This is a genomic window from Belnapia mucosa, assembly GCF_016775475.1.
Taxonomy (GTDB): domain Bacteria; phylum Pseudomonadota; class Alphaproteobacteria; order Acetobacterales; family Acetobacteraceae; genus Belnapia; species Belnapia mucosa.
Map to the genome: position 1 here is coordinate 156,971 of NZ_JAEUXJ010000010.1, position 22,395 is coordinate 179,365.

The 22,395-nt window shown below is 64.3% G+C and carries 20 protein-coding genes and 1 tRNA gene; 8 read left to right on the forward strand and 13 right to left on the reverse strand.

The genetic code is table 11. The features are described from left to right. Nucleotides 1–5: 5 nt before the first annotated feature. Nucleotides 6–1,043: a sensor histidine kinase gene (locus JMJ55_RS21030; protein WP_202827565.1), complete on the forward strand. Its 1,038-nt coding sequence runs from the start codon at nt 6–8 to the stop codon at nt 1,041–1,043. A gap of 3 nt (nt 1,044–1,046) precedes the next feature. Here JMJ55_RS21030 and JMJ55_RS21035 read toward each other — a convergent pair whose 3' ends face one another. Further along, on the reverse strand, nt 1,047–2,039 hold the full coding sequence (locus JMJ55_RS21035; RefSeq protein ID WP_202827566.1) for a lipid A deacylase LpxR family protein: 993 nt from the start codon (nt 2,037–2,039) through the stop codon (nt 1,047–1,049). Nucleotides 2,040–2,094: 55 nt separating this feature from the next. Here JMJ55_RS21035 and JMJ55_RS21040 point away from each other — a divergent pair. The 5 genes from JMJ55_RS21040 (at nt 2,095) to JMJ55_RS21060 (ending at nt 11,528) form a co-directional block, all read left to right on the forward strand. Then, a tRNA-Ser gene (locus JMJ55_RS21040) sits at nt 2,095–2,182 on the forward strand. Between the two features lie 819 nt (nt 2,183–3,001). Then, a complete protein-coding gene (locus JMJ55_RS21045) occupies nt 3,002–7,255 on the forward strand; it encodes a methyltransferase domain-containing protein (RefSeq protein WP_202827567.1) in 4,254 nt (1,417 codons plus the stop codon). A gap of 105 nt (nt 7,256–7,360) precedes the next feature. Next, entirely contained in the window at nt 7,361–8,479 is a 1,119-nt protein-coding gene (locus JMJ55_RS21050; protein ID WP_202827568.1) for an SPASM domain-containing protein, read from the forward strand. Between the two features lie 521 nt (nt 8,480–9,000). After that, nucleotides 9,001–9,762 (forward strand): glycosyltransferase family protein, encoded by a 762-nt coding sequence (locus JMJ55_RS21055; protein WP_202827569.1) that lies wholly within the window; start codon nt 9,001–9,003, stop codon nt 9,760–9,762. After that, a complete protein-coding gene (locus tag JMJ55_RS21060; RefSeq protein WP_202827570.1) occupies nt 9,759–11,528 on the forward strand; it encodes a hypothetical protein in 1,770 nt (589 codons plus the stop codon). The genes JMJ55_RS21055 and JMJ55_RS21060 overlap by 4 nt, the downstream gene beginning before the upstream one ends. Before the next feature lie 313 nt (nt 11,529–11,841). Here the strand turns inward: JMJ55_RS21060 and JMJ55_RS21065 are convergent, their stop codons facing one another. The 11 genes from JMJ55_RS21065 to JMJ55_RS21115 form a co-directional block, all read right to left on the reverse strand. Next, complete coding sequence (locus JMJ55_RS21065) at nt 11,842–12,036, reverse strand: hypothetical protein (protein ID WP_202827571.1); 195 nt, start codon at nt 12,034–12,036, stop codon at nt 11,842–11,844. Further along, the gene (locus JMJ55_RS21070; RefSeq protein ID WP_202827572.1) at nt 12,033–12,308 is read right to left on the reverse strand and encodes a hypothetical protein; all 276 of its coding nucleotides are present in this window, start codon (nt 12,306–12,308) and stop codon (nt 12,033–12,035) included. The genes JMJ55_RS21065 and JMJ55_RS21070 overlap by 4 nt, the downstream gene beginning before the upstream one ends. Before the next feature lie 11 nt (nt 12,309–12,319). Then, nucleotides 12,320–12,769, reverse strand: a complete 450-nt coding sequence (locus tag JMJ55_RS31685; RefSeq protein ID WP_202827573.1) for a DUF5681 domain-containing protein — start codon at nt 12,767–12,769, stop codon at nt 12,320–12,322. A 258-nt stretch (nt 12,770–13,027) separates the two neighbouring features. Beyond that, on the reverse strand, nt 13,028–14,317 hold the full coding sequence (locus JMJ55_RS21080; protein ID WP_202827574.1) for a phage/plasmid primase, P4 family: 1,290 nt from the start codon (nt 14,315–14,317) through the stop codon (nt 13,028–13,030). A gap of 104 nt (nt 14,318–14,421) precedes the next feature. Further along, nucleotides 14,422–15,390 (reverse strand): DUF7146 domain-containing protein, encoded by a 969-nt coding sequence (locus JMJ55_RS21085; RefSeq protein WP_236033886.1) that lies wholly within the window; start codon nt 15,388–15,390, stop codon nt 14,422–14,424. After that, nucleotides 15,387–15,605: a hypothetical protein gene (locus tag JMJ55_RS21090; protein WP_202827576.1), complete on the reverse strand. Its 219-nt coding sequence runs from the start codon at nt 15,603–15,605 to the stop codon at nt 15,387–15,389. Before JMJ55_RS21090 ends, JMJ55_RS21085 begins: the two co-directional genes overlap by 4 nt. Further along, nucleotides 15,602–15,835: a hypothetical protein gene (locus JMJ55_RS21095; protein ID WP_202827577.1), complete on the reverse strand. Its 234-nt coding sequence runs from the start codon at nt 15,833–15,835 to the stop codon at nt 15,602–15,604. Before JMJ55_RS21095 ends, JMJ55_RS21090 begins: the two co-directional genes overlap by 4 nt. A gap of 127 nt (nt 15,836–15,962) precedes the next feature. Then, nucleotides 15,963–16,178, reverse strand: coding sequence for a helix-turn-helix transcriptional regulator (locus JMJ55_RS21100; RefSeq protein WP_202827578.1), 216 nt, complete (start codon nt 16,176–16,178; stop codon nt 15,963–15,965). Nucleotides 16,179–16,270: 92 nt separating this feature from the next. Next, entirely contained in the window at nt 16,271–17,005 is a 735-nt protein-coding gene (locus JMJ55_RS21105; RefSeq protein ID WP_202827579.1) for a hypothetical protein, read from the reverse strand. After that, complete coding sequence (locus tag JMJ55_RS21110) at nt 17,002–18,318, reverse strand: tyrosine-type recombinase/integrase (protein ID WP_202827580.1); 1,317 nt, start codon at nt 18,316–18,318, stop codon at nt 17,002–17,004. The genes JMJ55_RS21105 and JMJ55_RS21110 overlap by 4 nt, the downstream gene beginning before the upstream one ends. Before the next feature lie 275 nt (nt 18,319–18,593). Then, a complete protein-coding gene (locus JMJ55_RS21115) occupies nt 18,594–19,760 on the reverse strand; it encodes a M20 aminoacylase family protein (protein WP_202827581.1) in 1,167 nt (388 codons plus the stop codon). 251 nt (nt 19,761–20,011) lie between these two features. On the opposite strand from JMJ55_RS21115, the gene JMJ55_RS21120 reads away from it, so the two are divergent. Together JMJ55_RS21120 and JMJ55_RS21125 are read left to right on the forward strand one after the other, a co-directional pair. Further along, nucleotides 20,012–20,536, forward strand: coding sequence for a GGDEF domain-containing protein (locus JMJ55_RS21120; protein WP_202827582.1), 525 nt, complete (start codon nt 20,012–20,014; stop codon nt 20,534–20,536). Between the two features lie 43 nt (nt 20,537–20,579). Beyond that, nucleotides 20,580–21,239, forward strand: coding sequence for a DsbA family oxidoreductase (locus JMJ55_RS21125; RefSeq protein WP_328702726.1), 660 nt, complete (start codon nt 20,580–20,582; stop codon nt 21,237–21,239). Between the two features lie 3 nt (nt 21,240–21,242). On the opposite strand, the gene JMJ55_RS21130 is transcribed toward JMJ55_RS21125, so the two are convergent. Then, complete coding sequence (locus JMJ55_RS21130; protein WP_202827584.1) at nt 21,243–22,253, reverse strand: aldo/keto reductase; 1,011 nt, start codon at nt 22,251–22,253, stop codon at nt 21,243–21,245. Nucleotides 22,254–22,395 lie beyond the last annotated feature (142 nt).

Genomic DNA, 22,395 nt, shown 5'->3' on the forward strand with positions numbered 1-22,395 from the left:
GACCGATGACCGCGCGCCGAATCCTCTATATCGACGACGAGCCGGGGCTGCGCCGCCTGGTCCAGCGCGGCCTGGAGCGGCATGGCTATGCGGTGGCGACCGCCGCCGACGGTGCCGAAGGCATCGCCCGGGCCACCGAGGGTGGGTTCGACGCCATCTGCCTCGACCACTACATGCCCGGGCAGGACGGGCTCGATACGCTGGAAGGGCTGCGTGCCCTGCCCCGCCTGCCGCCCGTCATCTATGTCACCGGCTCGGATGAGGGCCGCATTGCCATCGCCGCGCTGCGGGCCGGCGCGGCCGACTATGTCATCAAGGATGTCGGGGGCGACTTCCTCGAATTGCTGCGCACCGCCATCGAGGATGCGATCGAGCGGGCAGCGCTGCGCATGGCGCATGAACGGGCCGAGGCCGCGGTGCGCGAGGCGCTGGACCGCGCCGAGGAGCTGGCCAGCCAGCGCGCCCTGCTGTTGCGGGAGGTGAACCACCGCGTCGCCAACAGCCTCCAGCTCATCGCCTCGCTCATCCGGTTGCAGGAGGGCGCGGTGCAGGACCCCTCGGCGCGGGATGCACTGGGCGCCATGCGCAACCGCATCGCCGCGGTGGCCCAGGTGCATCGTCGACTCTACACCTCGGAGGATGTGCGGAGCGTCGCGTTGCACGACTACCTGGCCGGCTTGGTCCGGGAGATCGGCCATTCGGTCGATGGCCGCGAGATCGCGCTGGAGGCGGTGCCGATGGAAGTCCCGACCGACCGCGCCGTCTCGCTCGGCGTCATCGTCTCGGAACTCGTCACCAATGCCCTGAAATACGCCTATCCGGCAGGGCAGGAAGGCCCGATCCGGGTGCGGCTGGAGCCGACGGAGGATGGCGGGCTGCTCTCCGTCGAGGATGAGGGAGTCGGCACGACCGGCCGGCCGACAGGCGGCACCGGGCTTGGCCGGCGGATCGTCGATTCCCTCGCCTCGGCGGTCGGCGGCACCGTCACCCAGCGCTCCGGCCCGGGCGGCACCGCCGTCTCGATCCGCTTCAGCTTGGCCTGACCCTCAGAAGGAGATCGAGAGGGACAGCGCGCCGAAGACGAAGTCCTTCTTCTGGCCGACGAATTCCTTGCTGCGGAAATCCTGGGTGTAGCTCAGCCTGACATTCTGCCAGAACACCGCCCCGCCCAGTTCCAGATCACCGACGAAGGTGCGACGGTCGACCGAGCGGCTGTCCCGGTAGGTATTGCCGTCGAGGAAGATATCCCGCGCCACCGCGCGGCCGCCCGCCCCGGCGAAGAGATACCAGCCGAAGCCCTCGCCCACCGGGGCCGGCGCGTCGGAGACGGTCGGGCGGATGCGCGGCGCGCCGAAATCCCGGTCCAGCCCCTGGCCGATGCGGATGCGCCCGCCGATGCCGGCATAGGTCTGCACCGTGCCGGCGGCCAGCGTCACGGTCGGCAGGGTATCGATGCCGAAGCCGCCCGGCAGCGCCGCCACCGGCACGCGCCAGATGCGGTCGTAATGCAGGTTGAAGACCGGCTCGTCGCGCAGCTGGTAGTGCCAGCCGCGCGCCTGGCGATCGCCGAGGATCGCATGCACCACATCCTGGGTCGGCCGCGCCAAGGAGCTTGGCCCGACCACGCCGATCTGCAGGTTGAAGCGGTCGAGCGTGTTCCAGGTGCGGCGGTCGAGATTGATCTCGCCATAGAGGTAGCCGGCATAGGGCCGGTCGCGCGGATCCGGATTGTTCAGCCGCTTGTCCACCGGCGTGAACATGTCCTGCCCGAAGCCGAGGCCCCAGCGGCTGCGCGCCGGCCCGAACAGCCCGGCCAGCGCCTGGTCGAGGGATGCGAGCGGCCCCGGCAGGTTGTCCTCGGCCGAGGTCCAGTTGAAGCGGAAGCCGTTGGTATACCAACGGTCCGTATTCCGGGCATAGCTGTCATTCTCGGAGATCACGCTGACCGTGCCGCGCCGGTCGGGCGGCGGCAGGGGTTGCGCCGCAGCGGCGCCGGCAAGCAAGAGGAGCGCGGGCAGCGCGGCGGCGACCGATCGCATCGTTTGTCCCATCTCAGGAGGCAGGCTAAGTTAGCGGTTCACGGACCATGCGCAAGGATGGGTGGCCGAGTGGTCTATGGCAGCGGTCTTGAAAACCGCCAGCCCGCAAGGGCTCGTGGGTTCGAATCCCACCCCATCCGCCATTCCGCGAAGGTTTCTGCGTCTTTTGCTCGAATGCGCCCTTTCAGTCCACAAATCAGACCACAAGCTGTCGCGCTGGCATTAATGTCCACCCTCGAACTGCGCCGAGTCTAGGATGGAAGCCTCTCGCCGGGTGCGGGCACCGTAAGTGGTGACGAAGGGCTAAGGCTCGCACTTCCTAGCTTGCGGTACTCGCCGCGCTTCCCGCAAGTTGCCACAACCTACTCAGGGATGGAGAGAGAACATGAATGGCGTTTGGGCGCTGCTGTGCGTGACAGTCGCGGCCTACGTGGACAGACCAGTCACATGGAAAGACGCCTTGGTCATGGTCGTCGGTTGGGCGCTGACCGAAGCTGGAAAAGCCGCTTGGCGGTACATATACGAACCGACGCGCACGATAACCTAACCAGCGACGATCTGCCTGCCGGTCAGTGGCACAGGAGACCTTCGCTTCGATGAGCCGTTGGAAGCGTTTGGTAAGCAATTACGGAGGGCTGCCGGAAACCGGCAAGGCCATAAATCCACACCCCTATTTCGCGCATCGTGCCCCTAAACGTCGCTGCCTTATCAGCTTTTCCAGTCGGTCGGTCAGCGCCGCTACCGGCAGCTTGCCGCATGTACTTGGCCTTGGCTAAATCTACGAGTTTCCGAAATCGTCCAAGCCGGACCGATGATCATTCGTCACAGCCGGGGGCAACGCGGGCCATAGACGCGGCTTGTTCCATAGCACAGCCCGCAGATTACTCGGGCAGGTTTTTTGACCTTCTCTGGTACGTCCCGCTCGGATATCAACAGCAATCGTGGTAGACGGATCAGATCCCTTGGAACACTCCTCGCCCCAATCGCTGCGCATTGCTGCGCGGTCAGACGGCAACTTCCGTATACCTCAACCGCACACGCAGCTCGAATTCACTGGCGAGCGCATGACCAGCGCTGCAGAAGGGCAAATCGAGTTCGAGCATTATCATCGGTATAGCTTCACGCGCGACATATGCGTCGGCCTCGACGTCCTCGACGTCGCATCCGGTGAAGGGTATGGCTCGGCAATACTCGCCGGGGTTGCAAAAAGCGTGGTCGGCGTCGAAATCGATGCCGGGTCGGTCGCTCATGCCCAGGCGAACTACCAAGCTACGAATCTACGCTTCCTCTCGGGCGACGCCCTAGCCCTTCCGCTTCCTGATTCTTGCGTGGATATCGTTGTTTCCTTCGAGACACTTGAACATCTGGCAGACCACAAGCGATTTGTATCCGAAGTATCGCGTGTTCTGCGACCAAATGGAATTTTCGCCGTCAGTACGCCTGACCGCAGCGTCTACTCCGCACCTGGTTCTGACCCAAACCCCTACCACGTCCTGGAGTTGACGGATCCTGAGTTCCGGACCTTCCTGACCGCCCATTTTGCCAACGTCACCGTGCTCGCACAGCGCCCTGTGCTAGGATCGGTTATGGTAGGGAACTCGGCGTCGAACTGGCGGAGCTATGAGCGTCGCGGGCCAGACGTCATCGAAGCCACCAACGGACTTGCGCGGGCGCATTACTTGGTGGCCATTGCCAGCAACGGCCCGCTGCCGCCGATCGCATCATCCGTCTATCTCGACCGAAGGCGGGTGCATGATGTTGTCCAGAACACGCTGCGCCTGCCGGAGACGGAGCAACAGGCAGCCGGGTTTGTCCGTGAGCGCGATGCGGCGCGGGCAGAGGCTGCTGTACGACTGGAAGAAGCTTCGGCGTTGCAGGCACGGCTGAGCGAGGCCGAGGAGAAGCTTGCCGGTGCGGTGCGCGAACGGGATGCGGTGGCGTCAGAACTTAAGCAGGCCAAGCAGGCTGTCTTCGCCACGACGTCTTCCAGTCATACGCCGCTTGCGGCGGAAGTCACGAAACTGATCGAGGAGCGCAACGCCGCACAGCAGAAGGCCTTCTCGGCGACGGAGGCCTTGGCATCGGCGCAGAGCCAGCTGCGGGCCGTCGAGGAGGCCCGGGCAGCTGCCCTGCATGAAGCAGCGGGGCACCGAGATCAATACCATGCAGTCATTTACAGCACCGGCTGGCGCGCGTTGGCTCCGATGCGGTCGCTCGGAAACCGGCATCCGCGCGCGGCACGTTGGCTGCGTCGGTCCGCAAAGCTCGTCTGGTGGACGGCTACGCTGCAGATCGGCCATCGATACCTCCTGCGCCGGCGTGCCATGCAGGCGGCTGAAGTTGGAGCTCTACCCAGTGCGCCGTCGGCCGAAACAGTCACGCCAGCCCTAGCGGCGCCGGAAGGTGTTTCCCCGCCGGCGGTGGATCCTGTCGTCGCATACGAACTAGCCCCGCGTTCCGGTCGTGATCTCCGCGAGGCGTTTTGCGCCCTGAATGCCGGTGCGGCGATCAGCTTTCCCCCGGTCACCGCCCCCGAAGTCTCGGTCATCATCCCCGTCTACAAGGGATTAGCCGACCTCGAGAACTGCTTGCGCTCGCTCGCCGTGACTCGGGCGACTGAGCCGAGCTTCGAGGTCATCCTGGTCGATGACTGTCCGGAAGAGGGGGTGCTCTGGGCTCTCCCGAACAGTGGCGGGCTCATCAAGGTCTCGAACGCAGAGAACCTGGGCTTCCTCCTGACCTGCAACCGGGGGGCAGCCCTGGCGCGCGGCCGAATCCTCTGCTTCCTGAATAGCGACACGATCGTGTTGCCGGGCTGGCTTCGCAGCCTTGTCGAGGTGTTCGAGAGCGAAGCCGATGCGGGCCTCGCCGGCAGTATGTTGCTGAATGTCAATGGCACGGTCCAGGATGCCGGCTGGCGCATCCTTGGAAATGGCTGGGGCCATCCCATCGGCCGTGGCGGCAATCCGCTCAGCGGATCCTATACCTACCGGCGGGCGGTCGATTGCGTCACCGGTGCATGCTTCGCCGTGCCGAAGCGTGTCTTCGAGGATCTTGGCGGCCTCGATCCGCTCTATGCGCCGGCCTTTTACGAGGAGTTCGACCTCGCCTTCCGGGCGCAGGCTCGCGGGCTGAAAGTGATCTATGAGCCGAAGAGCCGCGTGATCCATCTCGGCAGTGCCTCCTACGGCGCCGATCGCCGGGACGCGTTGTCTGGTGCCCACCACGCGATATTCGTCGAGCGTTTTGCCGATCGCCTGAGGAAGCAACCTTGGGACATCTCGAACGAGTTCGTGCTGCGCCACGGGCCGAATGCTGGTCCGGTCCTGCTCGTCGTGGATCACGGCATTCCGCAGCCTGATCGCCACGCCGGCGATGTCACAATGAGCCGTTACCTGTCGCTTCTCGCAACCGGTGGCTGGCGTGTCATATTCGGCCCGATGGACGGCAATGCCTCCGGTCCTGCTGCGGATACGCTGGAGTGCCAGGGGATCGAATTGATCCGCGCGCCGCAGACGATCGAGGGCTGGCTGACGGAACATGGGTCGCATGTCGATGAGGTCTGGCTCGCCCGGCCCGAGATCGCGGAGGCGCTGATCGGGCCCGTCCGGAGGCTGACGGAGGCAAGGATCGCTTACTATCCGCACGACCTGCACCACCTGCGCCTGCAACGCGAGGCGGAACTGCGTCCGGGTGCTGCCTTGAACGCGGAAATCGCGCGGGTTCGGGATCAGGAGCAATCCGTCCTGCGTGCGGTTGACTGCATCACGGCGCCCAGCGAGGACGAAGCGAAGGTCATCCGGCGTATCGCGCCGGGAAAGCCAGTGATCGTGCTGCCGCCGTATTTCTACGAGACGACGGAAGTCACTCACTACGATTCGGATCATTTCCGTGATCTATCCGACATCGTCTTCGTCGGCGGCTTTCCGCACATCCCCAATGTCGACGCGGCGCTGTTCATCGCCAACGACATCATGCCGCTTGTATGGAAGGAACAGCCCGACGCTCGGCTTGTCCTGGTCGGTTACGCTCCTCCGCCGGAGGTCCTTGCGCTGGCGGGCCCGCGCATCGTGGTTACGGGCCAGGTCCCGGCAGTGGAGCCGTTCTTCGAACGGGCACGGCTGGTGCTTGCTGCCTTGCGGTTCGGGGCTGGTGTCAAAGGCAAGGTCGTGGACGCGCTGCGCAGCGGTGTTCCCGTCGTGACGACAACGGTGGGCGCCGAGGGCATTGGCATAGTCCCGGGCAGCGACGCTCTCGTGAGCGACGATTCAGCGGGGCTCGCGGAACGCGTGGTGGAGCTATTCCGGGACGCCGACCGTTGTTCCGCACTCTCCGCTGCGGGCGCTGCATTGATTCGCCGGTGCTTTTCGCGTGGTGCCGCTCGCAAGGCCATTGGCACCGTGTTCCAGACACCTCACTGCAGCGTCTGCGGATCCTCCGGACTACTGGCGCCGCCTGCCGACGGCACCTTCCGCGAGGCCTTCGTATGTCGCGCCTGCTTCTCGCTCGGGCGGGCGGAGGCGGTTGCTCATCTTCTGCTGTCCCGCCTCGGGGCCGATGGCGAGGGGTCGCTTGCCGAGTTGGCCCGCCGCCGTCCCGACGCGCGGGTGCACGAGTTCGGCTTTGTCGGCGGCATTGCCGACACCCTGCGCGGCCAGCCCTGGTACTCGGTCTCGGAGTATTTTGACGAGGTCGCCACGGGCAGCATCGGGCCTGGCGGCATACGCTGCGAGGATCTCACTCGGCTGACTTTCGCCGACGGCAGCTTTGACCTGGTCATCAGCCAGGACGTTATGGAGCACGTACCGGATCCTGCTGCGGCCTTTGCCGAGACAGCGCGTGTCCTTCGCCCTGGCGGGTCCCACATCTTCACCATCCCACAGAATCGGGACCTGCAGACAAGCGTCATGCGGGCTCGGCTTGACCCCTACGGCATCGAATACCTCCTGCCACCCGAGTATCATGGCGATCCGGTCCGGTCCGAAGGGGCACTGGTCTTCACCGATTTTGGCCTCGATCTCCCGGCGATGTTGGACGGCGCGGGGCTCGTGCTGCACGAGCATGACATACCAGTATTCGGCGGGCGCAATGACTGCGTCGTCCGCGTCTTCGAGGCGGTCAAACCTGCCCGAGACGCGCGACCATTGCCGTCCCGCACGACCACTCCCGCAGAGCGGCAGGATGCGGTAGCAGAAGCGCAAGCCGCAACGCAGTAACCTTGCGGCACAAGGCGGGCACGGAGACAAGATTTATTGGTGTGTTGTGCCAGCGGCCCGGCATTGCGCCAATATCTTGGTCTAGTCATGAAAAGGTGCATCGACGTGGACGAAGACCAGCGATTTTGCGAAAATCCATGGACATATTGCGAAATATACGCCGGAGGGGGCGTATATATCTGCTGTCCGGCGTGGAACCGTAATATCCCGGTCGGCAATATTTATACTGGAACTCCAAAGCAGATCTGGAACAGCTATCAGGCTCAGCAGTTCCGCCGCGGAATCTTGGATGGAAGTTTCTGCGCCTGCGACCACGAGAAATGCCCCAGCTTGATCGCGCGCAGCCTCCCGACCGTGGCTGAGGTCCGGCAAACATGGTTAGGGTCTATCCTGTCGGATGCCATCGACAATCGGCGAGCCGTCGCGGCGCATGGCCCATCGGTGGTCAAGATTGGCTACGATGCGTCCTGCAATTTGATCTGTCCATCGTGCCGCACCGAACTAATGGTCGCCAAGAAGCAGGAACAGGAGCGGTTAAACCAAATCCGGGACAAGTTCATCCTGCCATTCCTCGAACATGCCCGAATTCTTGTGATGAGCAGCGATGGCGATCCGTTCGCTAGTAATCATTACCGCGACATCCTGCGATTAACCTATGAGAAACTCCCGGATCTGAAGATCGGCCTTTGTACGAACGCTGTTCTGCTTGATCAGCGCGCATGGGACGACTGTCACCTTGAAGGACGCGTCGTGAGTGTGCAGGTCTCGGTCGATGCTGCACGCAAGGAAACCTATAACTACGTTCGCCGGGGAGGCGATTTCGACCGACTGAAACGTAATCTGCACTTCCTATCAGGTAAGAGGCGTAGCTCGACGGGGTTCACAACCTTTGATCTGCTGTTTGTTGTGCAAGCTTGCAATTTTCGCGAAATGGCTGAGTTCGTCGAACTCGGTGAGGCTGTCGGCGCGGATAGCGTGCAGTTTATGCTAATCGACCATTGGGGACGAGCAATGGGAGCTGACGAGTATAAGCACGCAAAAATCTGGGATAGCGAGCATCCTGACAATGCAGACTTTCGCAAAATTCTCGCTAACGACGTCTTCCGTCGGCCAATCGTGAAGCTCGGGAATGTCGAGGCAATCATGCGGTCCGAGCAGCCGCCTGAGTTACACATCGATTTCAAGACCGGCGAAATATCCCGCACCGTGGCCTCCGCTCTTTGAGGCCGATACCCGAAATACAATGCCAGAGGGAACAAGAAATTTAGATAATAGAGGTTGAGAAGTTGACCCATTGGAGGTTGAAGGTTGGATAGACGCGCACCTTGTCGACTGCCCGCAACTCGTTGGTGACGTCCGGCGCGCAGCGGCGACCCCAGGCCATATTCGTCTCCGCCGTCGCTCCTATCAGGGCTTCTCCTACATTGAGACTGGCAGGACAACGACAGCGTGTCGCAAAAAAACCGGCTAACCTAGGTCCGAAGCTTCTTTCGGCTTTTCCCAGCGAATGGCTGGCCCCCTACCGGGTAGAAATACTGATCGTGACATCCTCCGCTTACGCTTCGGAACCAAATCTAGCCGCGCCGATGGGCATGTTGCCGCTCTAAAAAGAAGTCGTGATGGAAATTGATAAAAATCCCGCTGGCGATCCAGTCCACGTGCAGTGCGTATACGGAGCGCAGCACCTTCAGCATATTACACATGTCCTCCTTCCTGCTTTGGTTCGGTCGACAAGACGCCCGATCGTGTTCTCGCTACTCAACTATGACGGCAATTCGGATGCTTTGCTGCCTGATGGAACACAGCATGGCGTCGTTGTCCGTTGCATCCCTAATTCTGAGGGACACGGTGTTGGTTTTGCCGAAGGACACAACCGTATCTTCCGGCATACCGAGCCTCATGACTGTTTCGTCCTGCTCAACCCGGACTGCATTCCTCAAGCCGGTTCCATCGATGCACTTCTGGCGCGGTACGCTACCGATGCCACAATTGCGTTGGTGGAAGGCCGTCAGTGGCCCTTCGAACACCCCAAAGAATACGACAGTTTAACGTTACAAACGCCGTGGGCAAGCGGGGCCTTTTGTTTGATTAAATCTGAGTTCTATAAATCGATTGGCGGAATGGACGAACTATATTTTTTGTATCTCGAGGATGTCGATTTATCGTGGCAGGCTTGGCTTTCCGGCTACCAAGTGCTTTATGAACCCTCGGCCGCAGTGATCCATTTCACAGGTGGCCGCTTTTATCGACGCGATCTAGTTTCAAACGAATCGTTTTATTCTCTTCGTAATTTTTTAATCATTTCCCGAAAATTTTTTGGCAAGGAAGGTGAGGCGCGGGCGCGGTCAATGCTGCGGAAGATGCACGATCGCCAACTAATAACGGTGGCGATGCGTCAGTACGATCTAATCGACCCTCTTATGATTGACGGGCGTTACATCGACAAAACTCACAGGAAGGTAAAAATTGTAGGTTGTAACCAGTTTCACGAGATGAGATCCAAATGATATTCGTGGTCGCCAGATCTTCCCAATATGCAGCCTCTTTCAGCCAGCGTCATCAACAGCTTACAGGTTGTTTGCGCTTTGAGCTCGGTCAAACCTCTTTTTTTCGCGTTATCAACAGGATTATTTCTGAGGAACATGAACCTTACGCCTGCCTAGTCCATGACGACGTGACACTAGGGCATGACTTTCTCCCGAGACTCAAAGGCCTAGTCGCTCAATTAGACAAAGATTGGCCGAGTTGGGGAGTGGTTGGCAATGCCGGATTTTTGTCGTTCAGGTTTGGCTTGGATCCTACTGAGGTTCTTCGCTACGTAGCTGATCCCCATCGGGGCCCAAATATGCAGGGTCACGTCCTGCCTGCGCAGAGCATAGATGGCAACGTTATGTTGCTAAATCTTTGTTCCTTACGCCGAAGCGGCGTAGTTATGCCTGATTGGAACGGCTTTCAGCTTTACGACATCATGCTTTGCATTGAGACGGCGCGCGCAGGTCTCGCCGTGCTCGTCGCCCCTGAGTTGGCATGCTGGCACGGTAGTGCCGGCTCACAGGAAGCTTTTGATAGCGCTGCCAGTTCGGATAAATTTCGTAGCTACCTATCTGATAACCTTGTTAACAGGTTCATTGGAACAGTGAATGGAGAAGTGGGCGCCGCATTGACCGACAGAAACATCGGTGGGAGCGGACGCATAGACCTCGATCTGGATAGCTTGCGCAACTCGGTAGTGCAGCGTGGAGCTCGTACCGTAGCAATCTGCGTCCGGACACAGTTCAAGCGGCCACTCCTGCTGCGCCGGACGCTAGAGACGATTAGCGCCTTCGTCATCTCGGCGGGCAGTCCCACGCGTTTCGTGATCCGGGTTTTGACCGACAAAGCAGAGGACAGGCCTGACTTCATTGAGGACTACGCCGAGTTGGTCGCAATAACCGAGAGCGGCGGCATCGACAGCCGCAACAAGCTCGTTCGGCATGCAGCTTACGCCATTGATGCCGACTGGTTTTGGTTCGTTGACGACGATGATTGGGTTTTTCCGAACGAAGCCGAGCGACTGGGCCTCATCCTGAACGTTGTCCCATTACACGCGACCATTCTGCTCGATACCCAACACTTCAATGAGTGGGTGTCAGAGAAACAATCTGCTATTGGCACCATTTACCACGGTAGGGAAGCCCGTTATTTTCCTGCCGGTGACTTCGGCAAGTCGCTTGGTGGTGTAAACCACATCCCCTTCTGCGGTATGATTGTAAGCCGAGCTGTCCTGAAATCCATTCCCGAGTCTACTTATGATTGGGTGGTATATTATGAAGACTTCTCAGTTCTGCTCCATGCCTTGCTTAGTCCCGGCGCTTTGCCAATTGTGGTGGACCGTCTTTACGCAGGAATCTCCATGCGCGATTCGGGACAGTCGGTAAACGAGATTGACAGGACGAAATGGGACGTCTCCATGAGCAACCTCGTGGCTTCGATCACATGCCACGCTCCAGCAGGCGCTTTGATGACGATTCCAGCGCCGAGGCATCGGCCGCCAATCTCCGCGCCTCATGAGGCGCCTTCAGCGGGGATCGAGCCACTGGCGTATCTCAATCGTGGCGAACGATTGATTCTGCTATGCTGTCGAGTTGTTAGGGCCGCTTTAAAATTTTCACTTTCTCCAAGCCTTTGGAAAACCCAAGGTAGGATTTTGATCAGAGCTGGGGTCCAAGGAGGGCCTCGGAGCGTGTTGCGCACGATGGCAAACTTCGGACGTCCGCAACAAAGAAACCCATAGTCAGCTTGAACCCGCATTGGAAGGGAGGGGGTTCCCGCTGAGGAAACGGGCCTTATACCAAGCCCCGCTGATCCCAACCTATCGGCGGCAAGGGCCGTCCCGATGCAGCTGCGCCCCCGCCTCGGCGGAGCCGCTTTATCCCACAAGTGCTGATCGGCGTGATTTGGTGTCAGTGTCCGGTTCTCGCGTGAGGGCGATGCGGATGTCCAGTGAGACCTCCAGTCTTCTCCGTGTGAGCCCGGGCCTTGAGGCTTTCACACCACGGGGGCAGGAAGGCCAAGCGAGAGCCTCAGGAGCCGCTGCATGAGCCCACTCACGGCTTCGGCTCCGCCTCCGGCTCCTCGTCAATGATCCGCTGCAGGTCCGCATCACTCGCATCAACCGGCAGCCCCAGGAAGGCCAGCAGGGCGGCGTCGGGCCACTGCTCCGGCGGGACATGCCGGTATGCTTCCCAGCCCGCCCCATGGGCTCGCTCAAGGCGTGCGAGGCGCTGTTCGATTGGCTTCATGGTTGACCCTCCCCGCTGATGGCGCTGCGCGGCGCGGTGCGGCCAGCGATCAGCCGCGCGGCTATCTCGCCCCACTCAACCCATTTCCGCAGCGCTGCCTCGGCCTCATCGGCTTCCTCCGGTGCGTTGAAGCGGTGAAGGCGACCTGCGTAGCCCTCAATCATCCGCCGCTGCACATCGTTGATCGCTGCGTCAAGTTCGGCGTCGGAGAGGCGCGATAGGTCATCCCGGCCGCCCCAGGCCCGCTCCATCCGCGCCACGCGACGGCCCATGCTCCGCTCCGTCATTGCCCAGCCCTCGCCTCGAGCACCGCGATCCGCTCCGCCAGTTCCGCGGTCTCGATCGTGCGACGTTGGATCTCCACCACGCCGGCCACTGCCTGCGCTTCCTCCGGCGTTAGCTCGCCCGTTGCCACCGCGGCGACGATGGCTGCTGCAGCCTTCACGGCATCCGCAGCGGTAGCGACCGGCGGCAGGTCGAGCTCCACCAGCCTCCCCTTCCGCTCCGGCCAAACCCGCCGCAGTAGAATCTCGGCAGCCCGCATGTCGCCGGCTTTGGCATCCTCCACGACCTTGCGCAGCACGTCCTCCGCCCCCTCGGTGCCGATGGCATCCAGCGCTATCAGCGCTTTGTGCCGCGTCCCCTTCGGCTTGCCAGCTGGATTGCCGGATTGGCCGCGCTCGAACGGTCGGCCACGCTGTTTCGGTTCTGCATTTTCAGGGTCGGTGCTCACGGCTGAATCCCCGGCATGGGGCCTCTGGCTGCGGGTGAGTGGAGGGTCGCTGCCGCTATTGGGTGGGCGCTTCCTCGGTTTGCAACGCGGCGGCCGGCGCTCATGCCACCACCACCACAGCACTGGCCGGTCGGTGGTGGGTTGTGGTGGGTTCTACATTTCGAGCGTTATAATTCGCGCGTGCGCTCGCGCGATAATAAGACGCTTGAAAAGGGAGACCCACCACAACCCACCACCCGGCTTGCAAAAGCGGCTTCATTAGAGCACCCCGCTGTCGGAAGGACGGAGGCGGATGCCGACGAACACCGCTCCTGCTTTGGTTGCTTTCTTGGCGTGATGCCGCTCCAGCGCCGCCGAGAAGGCTTTGTTGGTCCCAGCCACCTCGCCCCGGCCTTCGGCCCAGGCTCGCCAGTCGCGGTAGAGGGCCGCTGAGGGTGCTTCTGCCCTTGGGATGGGCTCGCACCGCTCGGTCAGCCACTGCGCGAGCATGTCCTGCTCGGCGAAGTATTCAACCGTCGCATCCGCTACCACCTGCGGCATGCCCAAGCCTTCGCTCTGCCAGGCAAGGCAACCCTCGATCGCCCAGGCTAGGATGCCAGGCAGCTCGGACCGAAGCCGCTCCTGGAGATCGTGGTCGGGCTGCGGCGGCTTGAAGGTGATGGGCAGGAGGTGCAGCCGGCGGCGCATGGCGTCGTCCGGGTTGCGGATGGACGGGCGGTGATTGCCCACCATCACCAGCTTGAAGGCGGGCACATATTCGAAAAAATCGCCCCGCATGAACCGGGCCGCGATCTTGTCTCCGCCGGTGAGGGCCTTGATCCGGCTCTCGGCCAGGGCCCGGCCGGCTTCCGTCTCGGACGCCACCACCAGACGTGCGCCGCGGAGGGCGGCCAGGTCGGTGGGGTGGCGGTCGGTGTTCGACGCCATGAAGGTCTCCATCGGCGCCGTGGTCGCGTAGTCGCCGAGGACCGCGGCGAGGGTGTTCACCAGCACCGACTTGCCGTTGCCGCCGGGTCCGAAGGCAAAGAGGAAGGCATGCTCCCGGGTCAGGCCGGTGAGCAGGTAGCCAGCCCAGCGCTGCAGGTAGGCCACCGCCTCGGCGTCGCCCTGCATGACTTCGAGCAGGAAGGCCCGCCACCGCGGGCAGTCACCACCAGGTGTTACCTGCGCCACCTTCGTGAAGAGATCGGCGGTGCGTTGCCGCCGCAGCTTGCCGGTGCGGAGGTCGACAACTCCGATTGGGGTGTTCAGCTCCCATGGATCGGCATCGAATAGCGCTGCGGCACGCACATGGCGCCGGTCGGCACGGGCCAGCCGCTCGACCGCGGCCACCTTCTGCCCGCTGGCGATCTTGGAGATCCAGGCCGGGACGCCGTCCGCCTGGGCCTGTGCCTCGGCCGCCTGCTGGCGGCAGACCACCCGCACGAGGTCGAAGACGGCCAGGGTGGTGTCGCGGGCCCAGCGGGAGCCATCCCAGCGCAGCCAGAACCCCCATTCCGGGACGAACAGCAGGTTGCCCGCGTGCCGGGCCGAGAAGGCGAGCGCCACTGCATCGTCCGAATATTCAGGCGGCTCGGCATCGGTAACGGGCGGGTCGGAGATGGTGGCGCCGGCAGCGCGCAGCATCTCCTCAGGGGACGCTCTGCCATGCATCACGCCGCTCGCTCCCTCATTAGGTCGTTGAAGTCCCGGTTAGCCGGTGCGGCGACCATACGGGCCTCCGCCCCGGCCTCGGTCCATCGGGCAGCACAAGCGGTGGCCGCGGCCATGCCGGCGCCGTCCGCATCGGCGAAGATGGTCAGGGCCTCAATGCCGGGCAGCACCGGCAGCGAGCGCATCATCCCAGCCGAGGTCGCCGCCCAGACCGGCCGCCAGCCGAAGCCTTGCATCACGCTCAGCGCGGTCTCGATCCCCTCGGCGATACCGAGGCCGGCCGTCACCTCCTCGTCCGGCACAAGCCGCACCACCCCGGCCTGGCCCGCCATCATCTTCGCCGGCAGCGGGCCGGGTGCCTTCCCGCTCCCATCCCGTGCGAGGAAGGTTCGATGCACGCCACAGGCCGCGCCGGTGACCGGGTCGGTCATCAGCGCCAGCATGGCCGGCCACCGCTCCGCACCGCGCGGACATTCCGGGTGGAAGCGCAGCGGGGCGCCAGGCTCAAGCCCCACCCCACGCGAACCCAGATAGACAGGCACCAGCGACCCAGGCGCATCGGCCGCCACAGCCTCCCGCCAAAGGCGCTGCGCCAGATCGAGGGTGGCCGGCTGGACGGCTTCGCGCGGAGCCTCGGGCGGCGTCAGAAGGCGCGGATAGGGCGCTGCCTGGGTTGCATCCTCGCCAAGCCCCAGCCAGCCCAGAGCCCAGCGCCAGGCACTGAACATCGGCAGGTGGCGAAGATGCGCCACCAGTGCCAGGGCGTCGCCACCGCAGCCGGCCTCGTGGTCGAACCAGGATCCGCGATCGGAGCCAGCCACGACCACCGACAGCGAGCCCTTGCCGCGGAACCGCCATTCCTGGCGGCCCTGGGCGGTCGCCTTGGCGCCCGTCAGTTCGAGCGCCAGCTCGGTCATGCGCTGACCAAGCAGTGCCGCGACCTCGGGCATGTCAGGCCGGCGCTTCATTGGCCGCCCCCGGTGCGAGGCGAAGCCTCGGCGAACATCAGGAGGTGGGTGGCGTCGTCATCGCCCTGCCGGTCCCGGTTCTCCATCACCAGGACTTTCACCCCACCCAGGCGACCAGCCAGGTAGTCAGTACCTTTCCCGCTGGTCCGACGCCAGAGCTTGGCCGCGGTGAGCATTGGGCCGCCGCGGTCACGTGGCTTGTTCTGCCCGCTCATGCGCGCACCTCATGCAGCGGCCGGCGCGGAAAGCGGTCACCGCCGGCAGAGCGGAGGAGCTTGGGCGATAGGCGGTTCTGGTATTCCTCCAGCAGCCGCAACAAGGCCGGCATGCCGCCGATCCGAGCGGTCAGCTCGGCCAACAGTTCGGCAGTGGCGCGTGGCCCGAGCTGGTGGAGGTGTTCCACCCCGCGCTGAAGGCGGAGGGCATCGAGAGGATGAATGGTCACGGTATCGCGGCTCCGGTTGGAGGCGCGGCGGGCTGGAAATTCGTGGCTCGGCCTGCTATGTCGCGGGTGTCAGTGTCCACGCCATAGTTTCCGCAGCCCGTCCGGTCCGCCGGGCGGGTTTTGCGTTTCAGGCGGCCTGTTGAGGCGCGCGGATCGAGGCGGTGGGCAGGCTGGCCAGAAAGGCGCGCACGCTGGCCATATCGACAAGGGTCGAGCGGCCTGCCTTGAGGAGCCGGATGTTCCCCCGCGCGGCCTCGCGGTAGATCGTGCTGCGGCTCAGACCCGTTACCGTAGGAGCCTGCGGCAGCGGCACGGCAAGCGGTGCGATGTGCTCGGAAGTCATGTGTCTTTGTCTCCCCGTCCCCTGGAGCCCCAGGGTGCGTGGGAGGACGATGGCGAAGGCTGCATCCGAATAGTCGCGCGCCTATTCGGATTTCACAGGTAGAGCTTCACCCCGTGGGTGAGGAGCCATTCCGCCCAGCTGGCGGGTGAATGCACGTCCTTGGGTCGCGTCTGAAGAGCCGCGATGTACTTCGTGTGGTCCAAGTCTTCCGAACCGCCTGCCATGGCTGCATTTCGCCAGTCTCGCAGCGGTTCCACCATGCTTTGGGGACCGTTGCGCTTACTCGACCTTTGGGTAACCGCCGGCCAATTTCTAATGCGTATCGCCACTTTCTTTAGTGCGCGATCGAGCCTCTTTTCGTCACTGCCCTGCTCATTATCGGCTTCGTAATACAGGGTCACCGCAGCAGCCGCTATCCCACGCTGAGCGAGATGCTCGAAAGGAATTCGTTGATCGCTAACTCGCCTAATCCGTTTGAGTATACGAGGGACTGTCCCACGGTCGATATCGGCGATGGCATGGATGATGGCAGTCATCGGTCTGAGCGCGTCATGCGGAATCCCTAAATGCGGCAGATACGACGCAATCCTCATGAGCTGATCCAGTGCAGCATCACGACGGAGATCCGGATCGTCGGTTTGTCCGTATGCCGATGCCGCCTTGGTCAATTCGGAACACAGTTCCTCGGTCAGTTCGCTGGCACTAAGTTTCCCGCGGTCCGACAAGCCCACCTCCGCAGATTGCTTCACGCTATCGACTAATTGGCAATGTGTAGCGGGAAGGGCCTGGCCCGTTGCGGCCAGCACAGCCCCGCCGCTGACGGTCAAGCGGTCGCTTGCTCCCTTGGGCGCACTCCGCGGACCTCTGCTGGCTCCCATCCGCAGAAGTCTGCCCATTCCTGCATGAGCGCAGCCCGCTTCTGGAACAGGTCGCCGCGCCGATAAGCTGCCTCAACCTTGTCGCCGATAGTGTGAGCCAGCGCCGCCTCCGATACCGCATGCGGCGTGCTGGTCGCCTCCTCGCACCAGTCGCGGAAGCTGCTGCGAAAGCCATGGGCGGTGATTGCGGAGCCACTCCGCCCATCACGCCAGCGCGGCGGCTCGCCTTCCACCTCGGGGTTCATCCGGCGCAGCAGCATGAGCATCGCCATGTTGGACAGCGGCTTGCCCTTCACTTGGCCAGGGAAGACGTAGGTGTCGCCCTTGGCCGGCCGCAGCGGCGCCATCTGGGCCAATACCCCCAGCGCAGCTGACGAGAGCGGGACACGATGCTCCCGGCCGGCCTTCATACGGCTCGCCGGGACGGTCCAGACGGCAGCCTCCATGTCGATCTCGGACCACTTGGCGCCCAGGACCTCGCCGCTGCGGCAGGCGGTCAGGATCGTAAACTCAAGGGCACGAGCAGCCGTCGCGCTGATGCCCTGCAGCGCGCCCATGAATGTCGCAATCTGCTGCCAGGGCAGAGCGGCGTGGTTCTCAACCGTCGCTACCTTGGAGCGCCGCGGCAACAGGTGATCGAGATGGCCCCGCCATCGCGCCGGGTTCTCCCCCTGGCGCCAGTTCCGAGCCGTGGCGTAGGAGAGCACCGCCTCGATCCGGCCGCGCACCCTGGATGCCGTCTCCGGCTTCTCGGTCCAGATGGGCTGCAAGACCCGCAGGACGTGGTCGGTCTCAATCGCGGCTACCGGCAACTCTCTCATGACCGGATAGGCGTAGGCCTCCAGCGTGGAGCGCCACTGTGCCCGGTGCTTCTCGTTCCGCCATCCCGCCTCATGGGCGCTGACGTGCATCTCGGCCACATCCCGGAAGGTGCGAGTCGCGGCCTCGGCAGCCGCCTTGGCCTGCTTTTCTGCTTCCGTAGCGGCTTTCCGTTCCTCAAGGGGGTCGAGCCCTTGCCGCAAGACAGCCCGGACCTCCTCCGCCCGGATACGAGCCTGGGCTAAAGTCACGCCGTCCCTGCCTTCGGGGTCGCAGGCGCCGAGGCCCATCTCGCGCGCCTTCCCGGACCGCATGTAGCGAAGGGTCCATTTCGCCGAGCCGGGACCGGCAACGCGGAGGTAGAGGTTACCGCCATCGGCATGAGCGCCGGGCTTGCCCTTCGCCACCAGCGCCTTAACCGCCGTCGCTGTCAGCTTGGCCATCGCTCGCCCGTCCACAAACTAGGCCACAAATACCTTGTGGACTGGAGAGGCACAAGCCGGGATGGTGGGGGACGACGACCTCGGGAGTTTGCCTGGAACACCGTGCCTACCGGGAACTTCAGAGGCACCGCGAGACAACCAGGGACCAGAGTTCGACGGTCACCCCATCCGCCAGCCTCAACCTGCGATCCTTTCGAACCCACGATGGCAAGTGTAACGGGCGCGCAAGCGCGCCCTTGGGGTTCGAATCCCATCCGCCATCCGACCCGTCGCCCCTACCCCACCCCCTTCGGCATCTCCCGCTCAATCAGCCGCGCCAGCAGCGCCGCGCCATAGGGAATGGCCGCGTCGTTGAAATTGTAGTGCTGATTGTGGACCGAGGCGCTGTCGCCATTGCCGACATGCAGATAGGCGCCCGGCACCCGCTCCATCATGAAGCTGAAATCCTCCGAGCCCATGCCCGGCGCCTTGGTCCTATCGACCTTCCCCTCGCCGACCAGCTCGGCCGCGGCGGCGGCGAACCGCTCGGTCTGTTCCGGGGCGTTGATGGTGGGCGCGAAGATCAGGCGGAAATCGAGGCTCGCGGTGGCGCCGAAGCCGGCCGCGACGCCTTCCGCCACCCGTGCCAGCCCGGCCTCGATTAGCCCCCGCGCCCGGTCGGAGAAGAAGCGCGCCGTGCCGGACAGCTTCGCGGTCTGCGGGATGACGTTATAGGCGTCGCCGCCCTGAATCTTCGTCACGCTGACCACCGCGGTGTCCATCGGCGGCATGTTGCGGGAGACGATGGACTGCAGCGCGGTGGCGATGTGGCAGGCCGCCAGCACCGGGTCGATCCCTGCCTCCGGCCGGGCGCCATGCGATCCCTTGCCCTCGACGAGGATGTCGAAGAAGGCGCCGCCGGCCGCGGTCGGGCCGCTGCGGATCGCATATTCGCCGACCGGCAGGCCGGGCCGGTTGTGCATGGCGAAGACCTGGTTGCAGGGGAAGCGCTCGAACAGCCCGTCCTGCAGCATGGCGAGTGCGCCGCCGCAGCCCTCCTCGCCCGGCTGGAAGATGAAATTCACCGTGCCGTTGAAGGCCCGCGTCTCCGCCAGATACTGCGCCGCGCCGAGCAGCATGGTGGTGTGGCCGTCATGGCCGCAGGCATGCATCCGGCCCGGCGCGGTGCTGCGATAGGGCAGGTCATTCGCCTCCTCCATCGGCAGGGCATCCATGTCGGCACGCAGCCCGATCGCCGCCTCGCCATTGCCCGAACGCAGCACGCCGATCACGCCGGTGCCGCCCACGCCGCGATGCACCTCAATCCCCCATTCCTCCAGCTTGCGCGCCACCAGCTCGGCGGTGCGGTGCTCCTCCATGCCGAGTTCGGGATGGGCATGGATGTCCCGACGAATGGCGGCGAGTTCGGGCTGGCGGCGGCTGATGGCGTCGAAGGCGGACATGCGGGTTCCCCGGCTGGACCGGCCGAGCAGACTGCCGCCGCCGGCGCAAGTCCAGGGGCCATCGCCGCCAGCCCTTGACAAGGCGGCATCAATGGGCTGATATTCCTATAGAATTTCCGCCTTTCCCTACCCGAAGGGGGTTTTGTCCGAAACTTGCCGAAAACGTCATCGCGGGTCGTGCCGGTCGGTTAAGCAATCGCCAACCGGGTTCGTCACAATGGAGGCTCGACCGCAATCCGCAGGACCCGCCGATGATCCCCGCGCCGCTCAGCGACGACCCGAATGGCCGCCACCGCGACCCGGTGACCGGGGCCGCGACCGAGGAGTCCCTGCTGCGCTTCCTGGATGCGGTGCTGGCCATGGCGGAACCGAACGGGCCGCAGGTCGGGATGCTCTGCCTCGAGGTGGATGGGCTCGACCGGCTGGCCGCCGCGCATGGCCCCGCCCTGCGGGAGGCGGTGCTGCTCGGCGTCGCCGACCGGATGCAGGAACGCATCCGGATCCAGGACCTGATCGGGCTGGTCGATGGGGGCTTGGGCATCTGCCTGGCCGAGATCTTCCCCGCCCAGGCGCATGGCGCGGCCCAGCGGCTGCTGCGGGCGGTGCGCTTGCAGCCGGTGCCGACGCCCTTCGGCGCCCTGCCGGTGACCTGCAGCATCGGCCTCGCCCTCAGCCGCGGGCATGAGGAGGATGGGCCGGCGCTGCTCGCCCGGGCGCAAGGGCTACGGCGGGCGGCCCGCCGTGCCGGGGGCGATACGGTGGTCACGACGCTGTAGCGGGGCCTTCGCCCGGCCGCAGGCTTGGGCCTATGATGCGCGCGTGAACCTGCTCGCCCCTCCCCGCGCCCGGCTGCCGATCGAGGTTGTCTATGACCTCGTCTGCCCCTGGTGCTATCTTGGCATCCGGCGGCTGCGGCGCATGCTGCGGTCCCGCCCGGATGTGCTGGCGGAGCTGGTCTGGCGGCCCTTCCTGCTGAACCCTGATCTCTCGCCCCAGGGCGTGCCGCGCCAGGACTACATGGCGCGGAAATTCGGCGGCGAGGACCGGGCGCGGCGGCTGCACGGCACCATCACCGATCTCGGCCGGGCAGAGGGGATCGAGTTCCGCTTCGACCGCATCCGCCGCATTCCGCATTCGCTCGATGCGCATCGGCTGGTCCGCTGGGCCGGTCGCTTCGGCGCCGCCGATGCGGTGGTCGAGGCGATTTTCGAGGCCTATTTCACCGAGGGCGCGGATATCGGCGACGCTCATGCGCTGGCCGGCATCGCGGCGCATCAGGGGCTGGATGGGCCGCTGGCCCGCCGCTTTCTCTCGACCGTCGCCGAGGTCGAGGCGGTGCATGCCGACAATCTCCGCGCCCATCGGCTCGGCATCAACGGCGTGCCCTGCTTCGTCGTCGGCGGCCGCAGCGCCATCGCCGGCGCGCAGGAGCCGGAAGTGCTGGAACGGCTCCTGGACGTGGCGCTGGCTGAGGGTTGAGGCCTAGCTGACGACGGGCACCCGCCCCTCGATCGGGTATTGCGGATCGTTGTAGCCGGGCGTCGAGGGATGTCCGGGCGGCACCAGCCGGTCGACGAGCGCCTCGTCCTCGGCGGTGAAGCGATAGTCGAGCGCGGCCAGGTAGTCCTCCAGATGCGCCTCGGTGCGGGGGCCGAGGATGCTGCCGGTGATCAGCCGGTTGTTGAGCACCCAGGCGATGGCGAAATGCACCGGGGTGGTGCCAGCCCGCTCCGCATGCTCGCGGATGGTCTGGGCAATCTCCAGCGACTCCGGACGCAGCTCGGTCTCCAGCATGCGCTTGTCGCGGCGGGCGGCGCGGCTGCCGGCCTCGGGCTCGGCGCCGGGGCGGTACTTCGCCGTCAGCACCCCGCGGGCGAGCGGCGAATAGGGGAAGATGCCGAGGCCGTAATGGGCGGCGACCGGCAGCTGCTCCACCTCCGGCTGGCGGTTCATGGCATTGTAATAGGGCTGGGAGACGACGGGCCGGTCGATCCCCGCCTGGTCGCAGAGGCGGCAAATCTCGGCGATCCGCCAGGAGCGGTAATTGGAGACGCCGAAATGGCGGATCTTCCCCGACCGCACCAGATCCGCCAGTGCCCGCACGGTGGTCTCCAGCGGCGTCGCATGGTCCTCCTTGTGGAGGTAGAGGATGTCGATGAAATCGGTGCCGAGGCGGCGGAGGCAGGCCTCCGTCCCCTGGACCACCCATTTGCGGGAGAGGCCACCCTCGTTCGGACCCTGGCCGACCTTGTTGGCGATCTTGGTCGCCACCACCCAGGCATGGCGCCGGGCGGCGATGGCCTGGCCGACCACCTCCTCGGACCGGCCGCCGTTATAGGCATCGGCGGTGTCGAGGAAATTGATCCCGGCCTCGGCCGCACGGTCGATCAGCCGCGCGCTGGTGGCGGCATCGGTCGGGCCGCCGAACATCATGGTGCCAAGGCAGAATCGGCTGACGCTGAGGCCGCTGCGGCCGAGGGTGCGGTATTCCATGACTAGCCTCCCGTTGGACAACGCGCCGCGATGCAGGGATCGCGGCGCGGTATCCAACGCATTTTTTTGGTCGCGTGATTCACGCCTTCGGCCCTTCCAGCCTCCGGCGATCACGCTCCAGGCGGCCAGTCAGGCCGCCCCC

What these genes read in the sequence shown, in the direction of transcription:
- JMJ55_RS21030 (WP_202827565.1), top strand. Translation starts at nt 6, where the DNA reads ATGACCGCGCGCCGAATCCTCTATATCGACGACGAGCCGGGGCTGCGC.
- JMJ55_RS21120 (WP_202827582.1), top strand. Translation starts at nt 20,012, where the DNA reads ATGATCCCCGCGCCGCTCAGCGACGACCCGAATGGCCGCCACCGCGAC.
- JMJ55_RS21035 (WP_202827566.1), bottom strand. Translation starts at nt 2,039, where the DNA reads ATGCGATCGGTCGCCGCCGCGCTGCCCGCGCTCCTCTTGCTTGCCGGC.
- JMJ55_RS21115 (WP_202827581.1), bottom strand. Translation starts at nt 19,760, where the DNA reads ATGTCCGCCTTCGACGCCATCAGCCGCCGCCAGCCCGAACTCGCCGCC.
- JMJ55_RS21085 (WP_236033886.1), bottom strand. Translation starts at nt 15,390, where the DNA reads ATGAAGCGCCGGCCTGACATGCCCGAGGTCGCGGCACTGCTTGGTCAG.
- JMJ55_RS21090 (WP_202827576.1), bottom strand. Translation starts at nt 15,605, where the DNA reads ATGAGCGGGCAGAACAAGCCACGTGACCGCGGCGGCCCAATGCTCACC.
- JMJ55_RS21060 (WP_202827570.1), top strand. Translation starts at nt 9,759, where the DNA reads ATGATATTCGTGGTCGCCAGATCTTCCCAATATGCAGCCTCTTTCAGC.
- JMJ55_RS21110 (WP_202827580.1), bottom strand. Translation starts at nt 18,318, where the DNA reads ATGGCCAAGCTGACAGCGACGGCGGTTAAGGCGCTGGTGGCGAAGGGC.
- JMJ55_RS21065 (WP_202827571.1), bottom strand. Translation starts at nt 12,036, where the DNA reads ATGAAGCCAATCGAACAGCGCCTCGCACGCCTTGAGCGAGCCCATGGG.
- JMJ55_RS21100 (WP_202827578.1), bottom strand. Translation starts at nt 16,178, where the DNA reads ATGACTTCCGAGCACATCGCACCGCTTGCCGTGCCGCTGCCGCAGGCT.
- JMJ55_RS21070 (WP_202827572.1), bottom strand. Translation starts at nt 12,308, where the DNA reads ATGGGCCGTCGCGTGGCGCGGATGGAGCGGGCCTGGGGCGGCCGGGAT.
- JMJ55_RS21130 (WP_202827584.1), bottom strand. Translation starts at nt 22,253, where the DNA reads ATGGAATACCGCACCCTCGGCCGCAGCGGCCTCAGCGTCAGCCGATTC.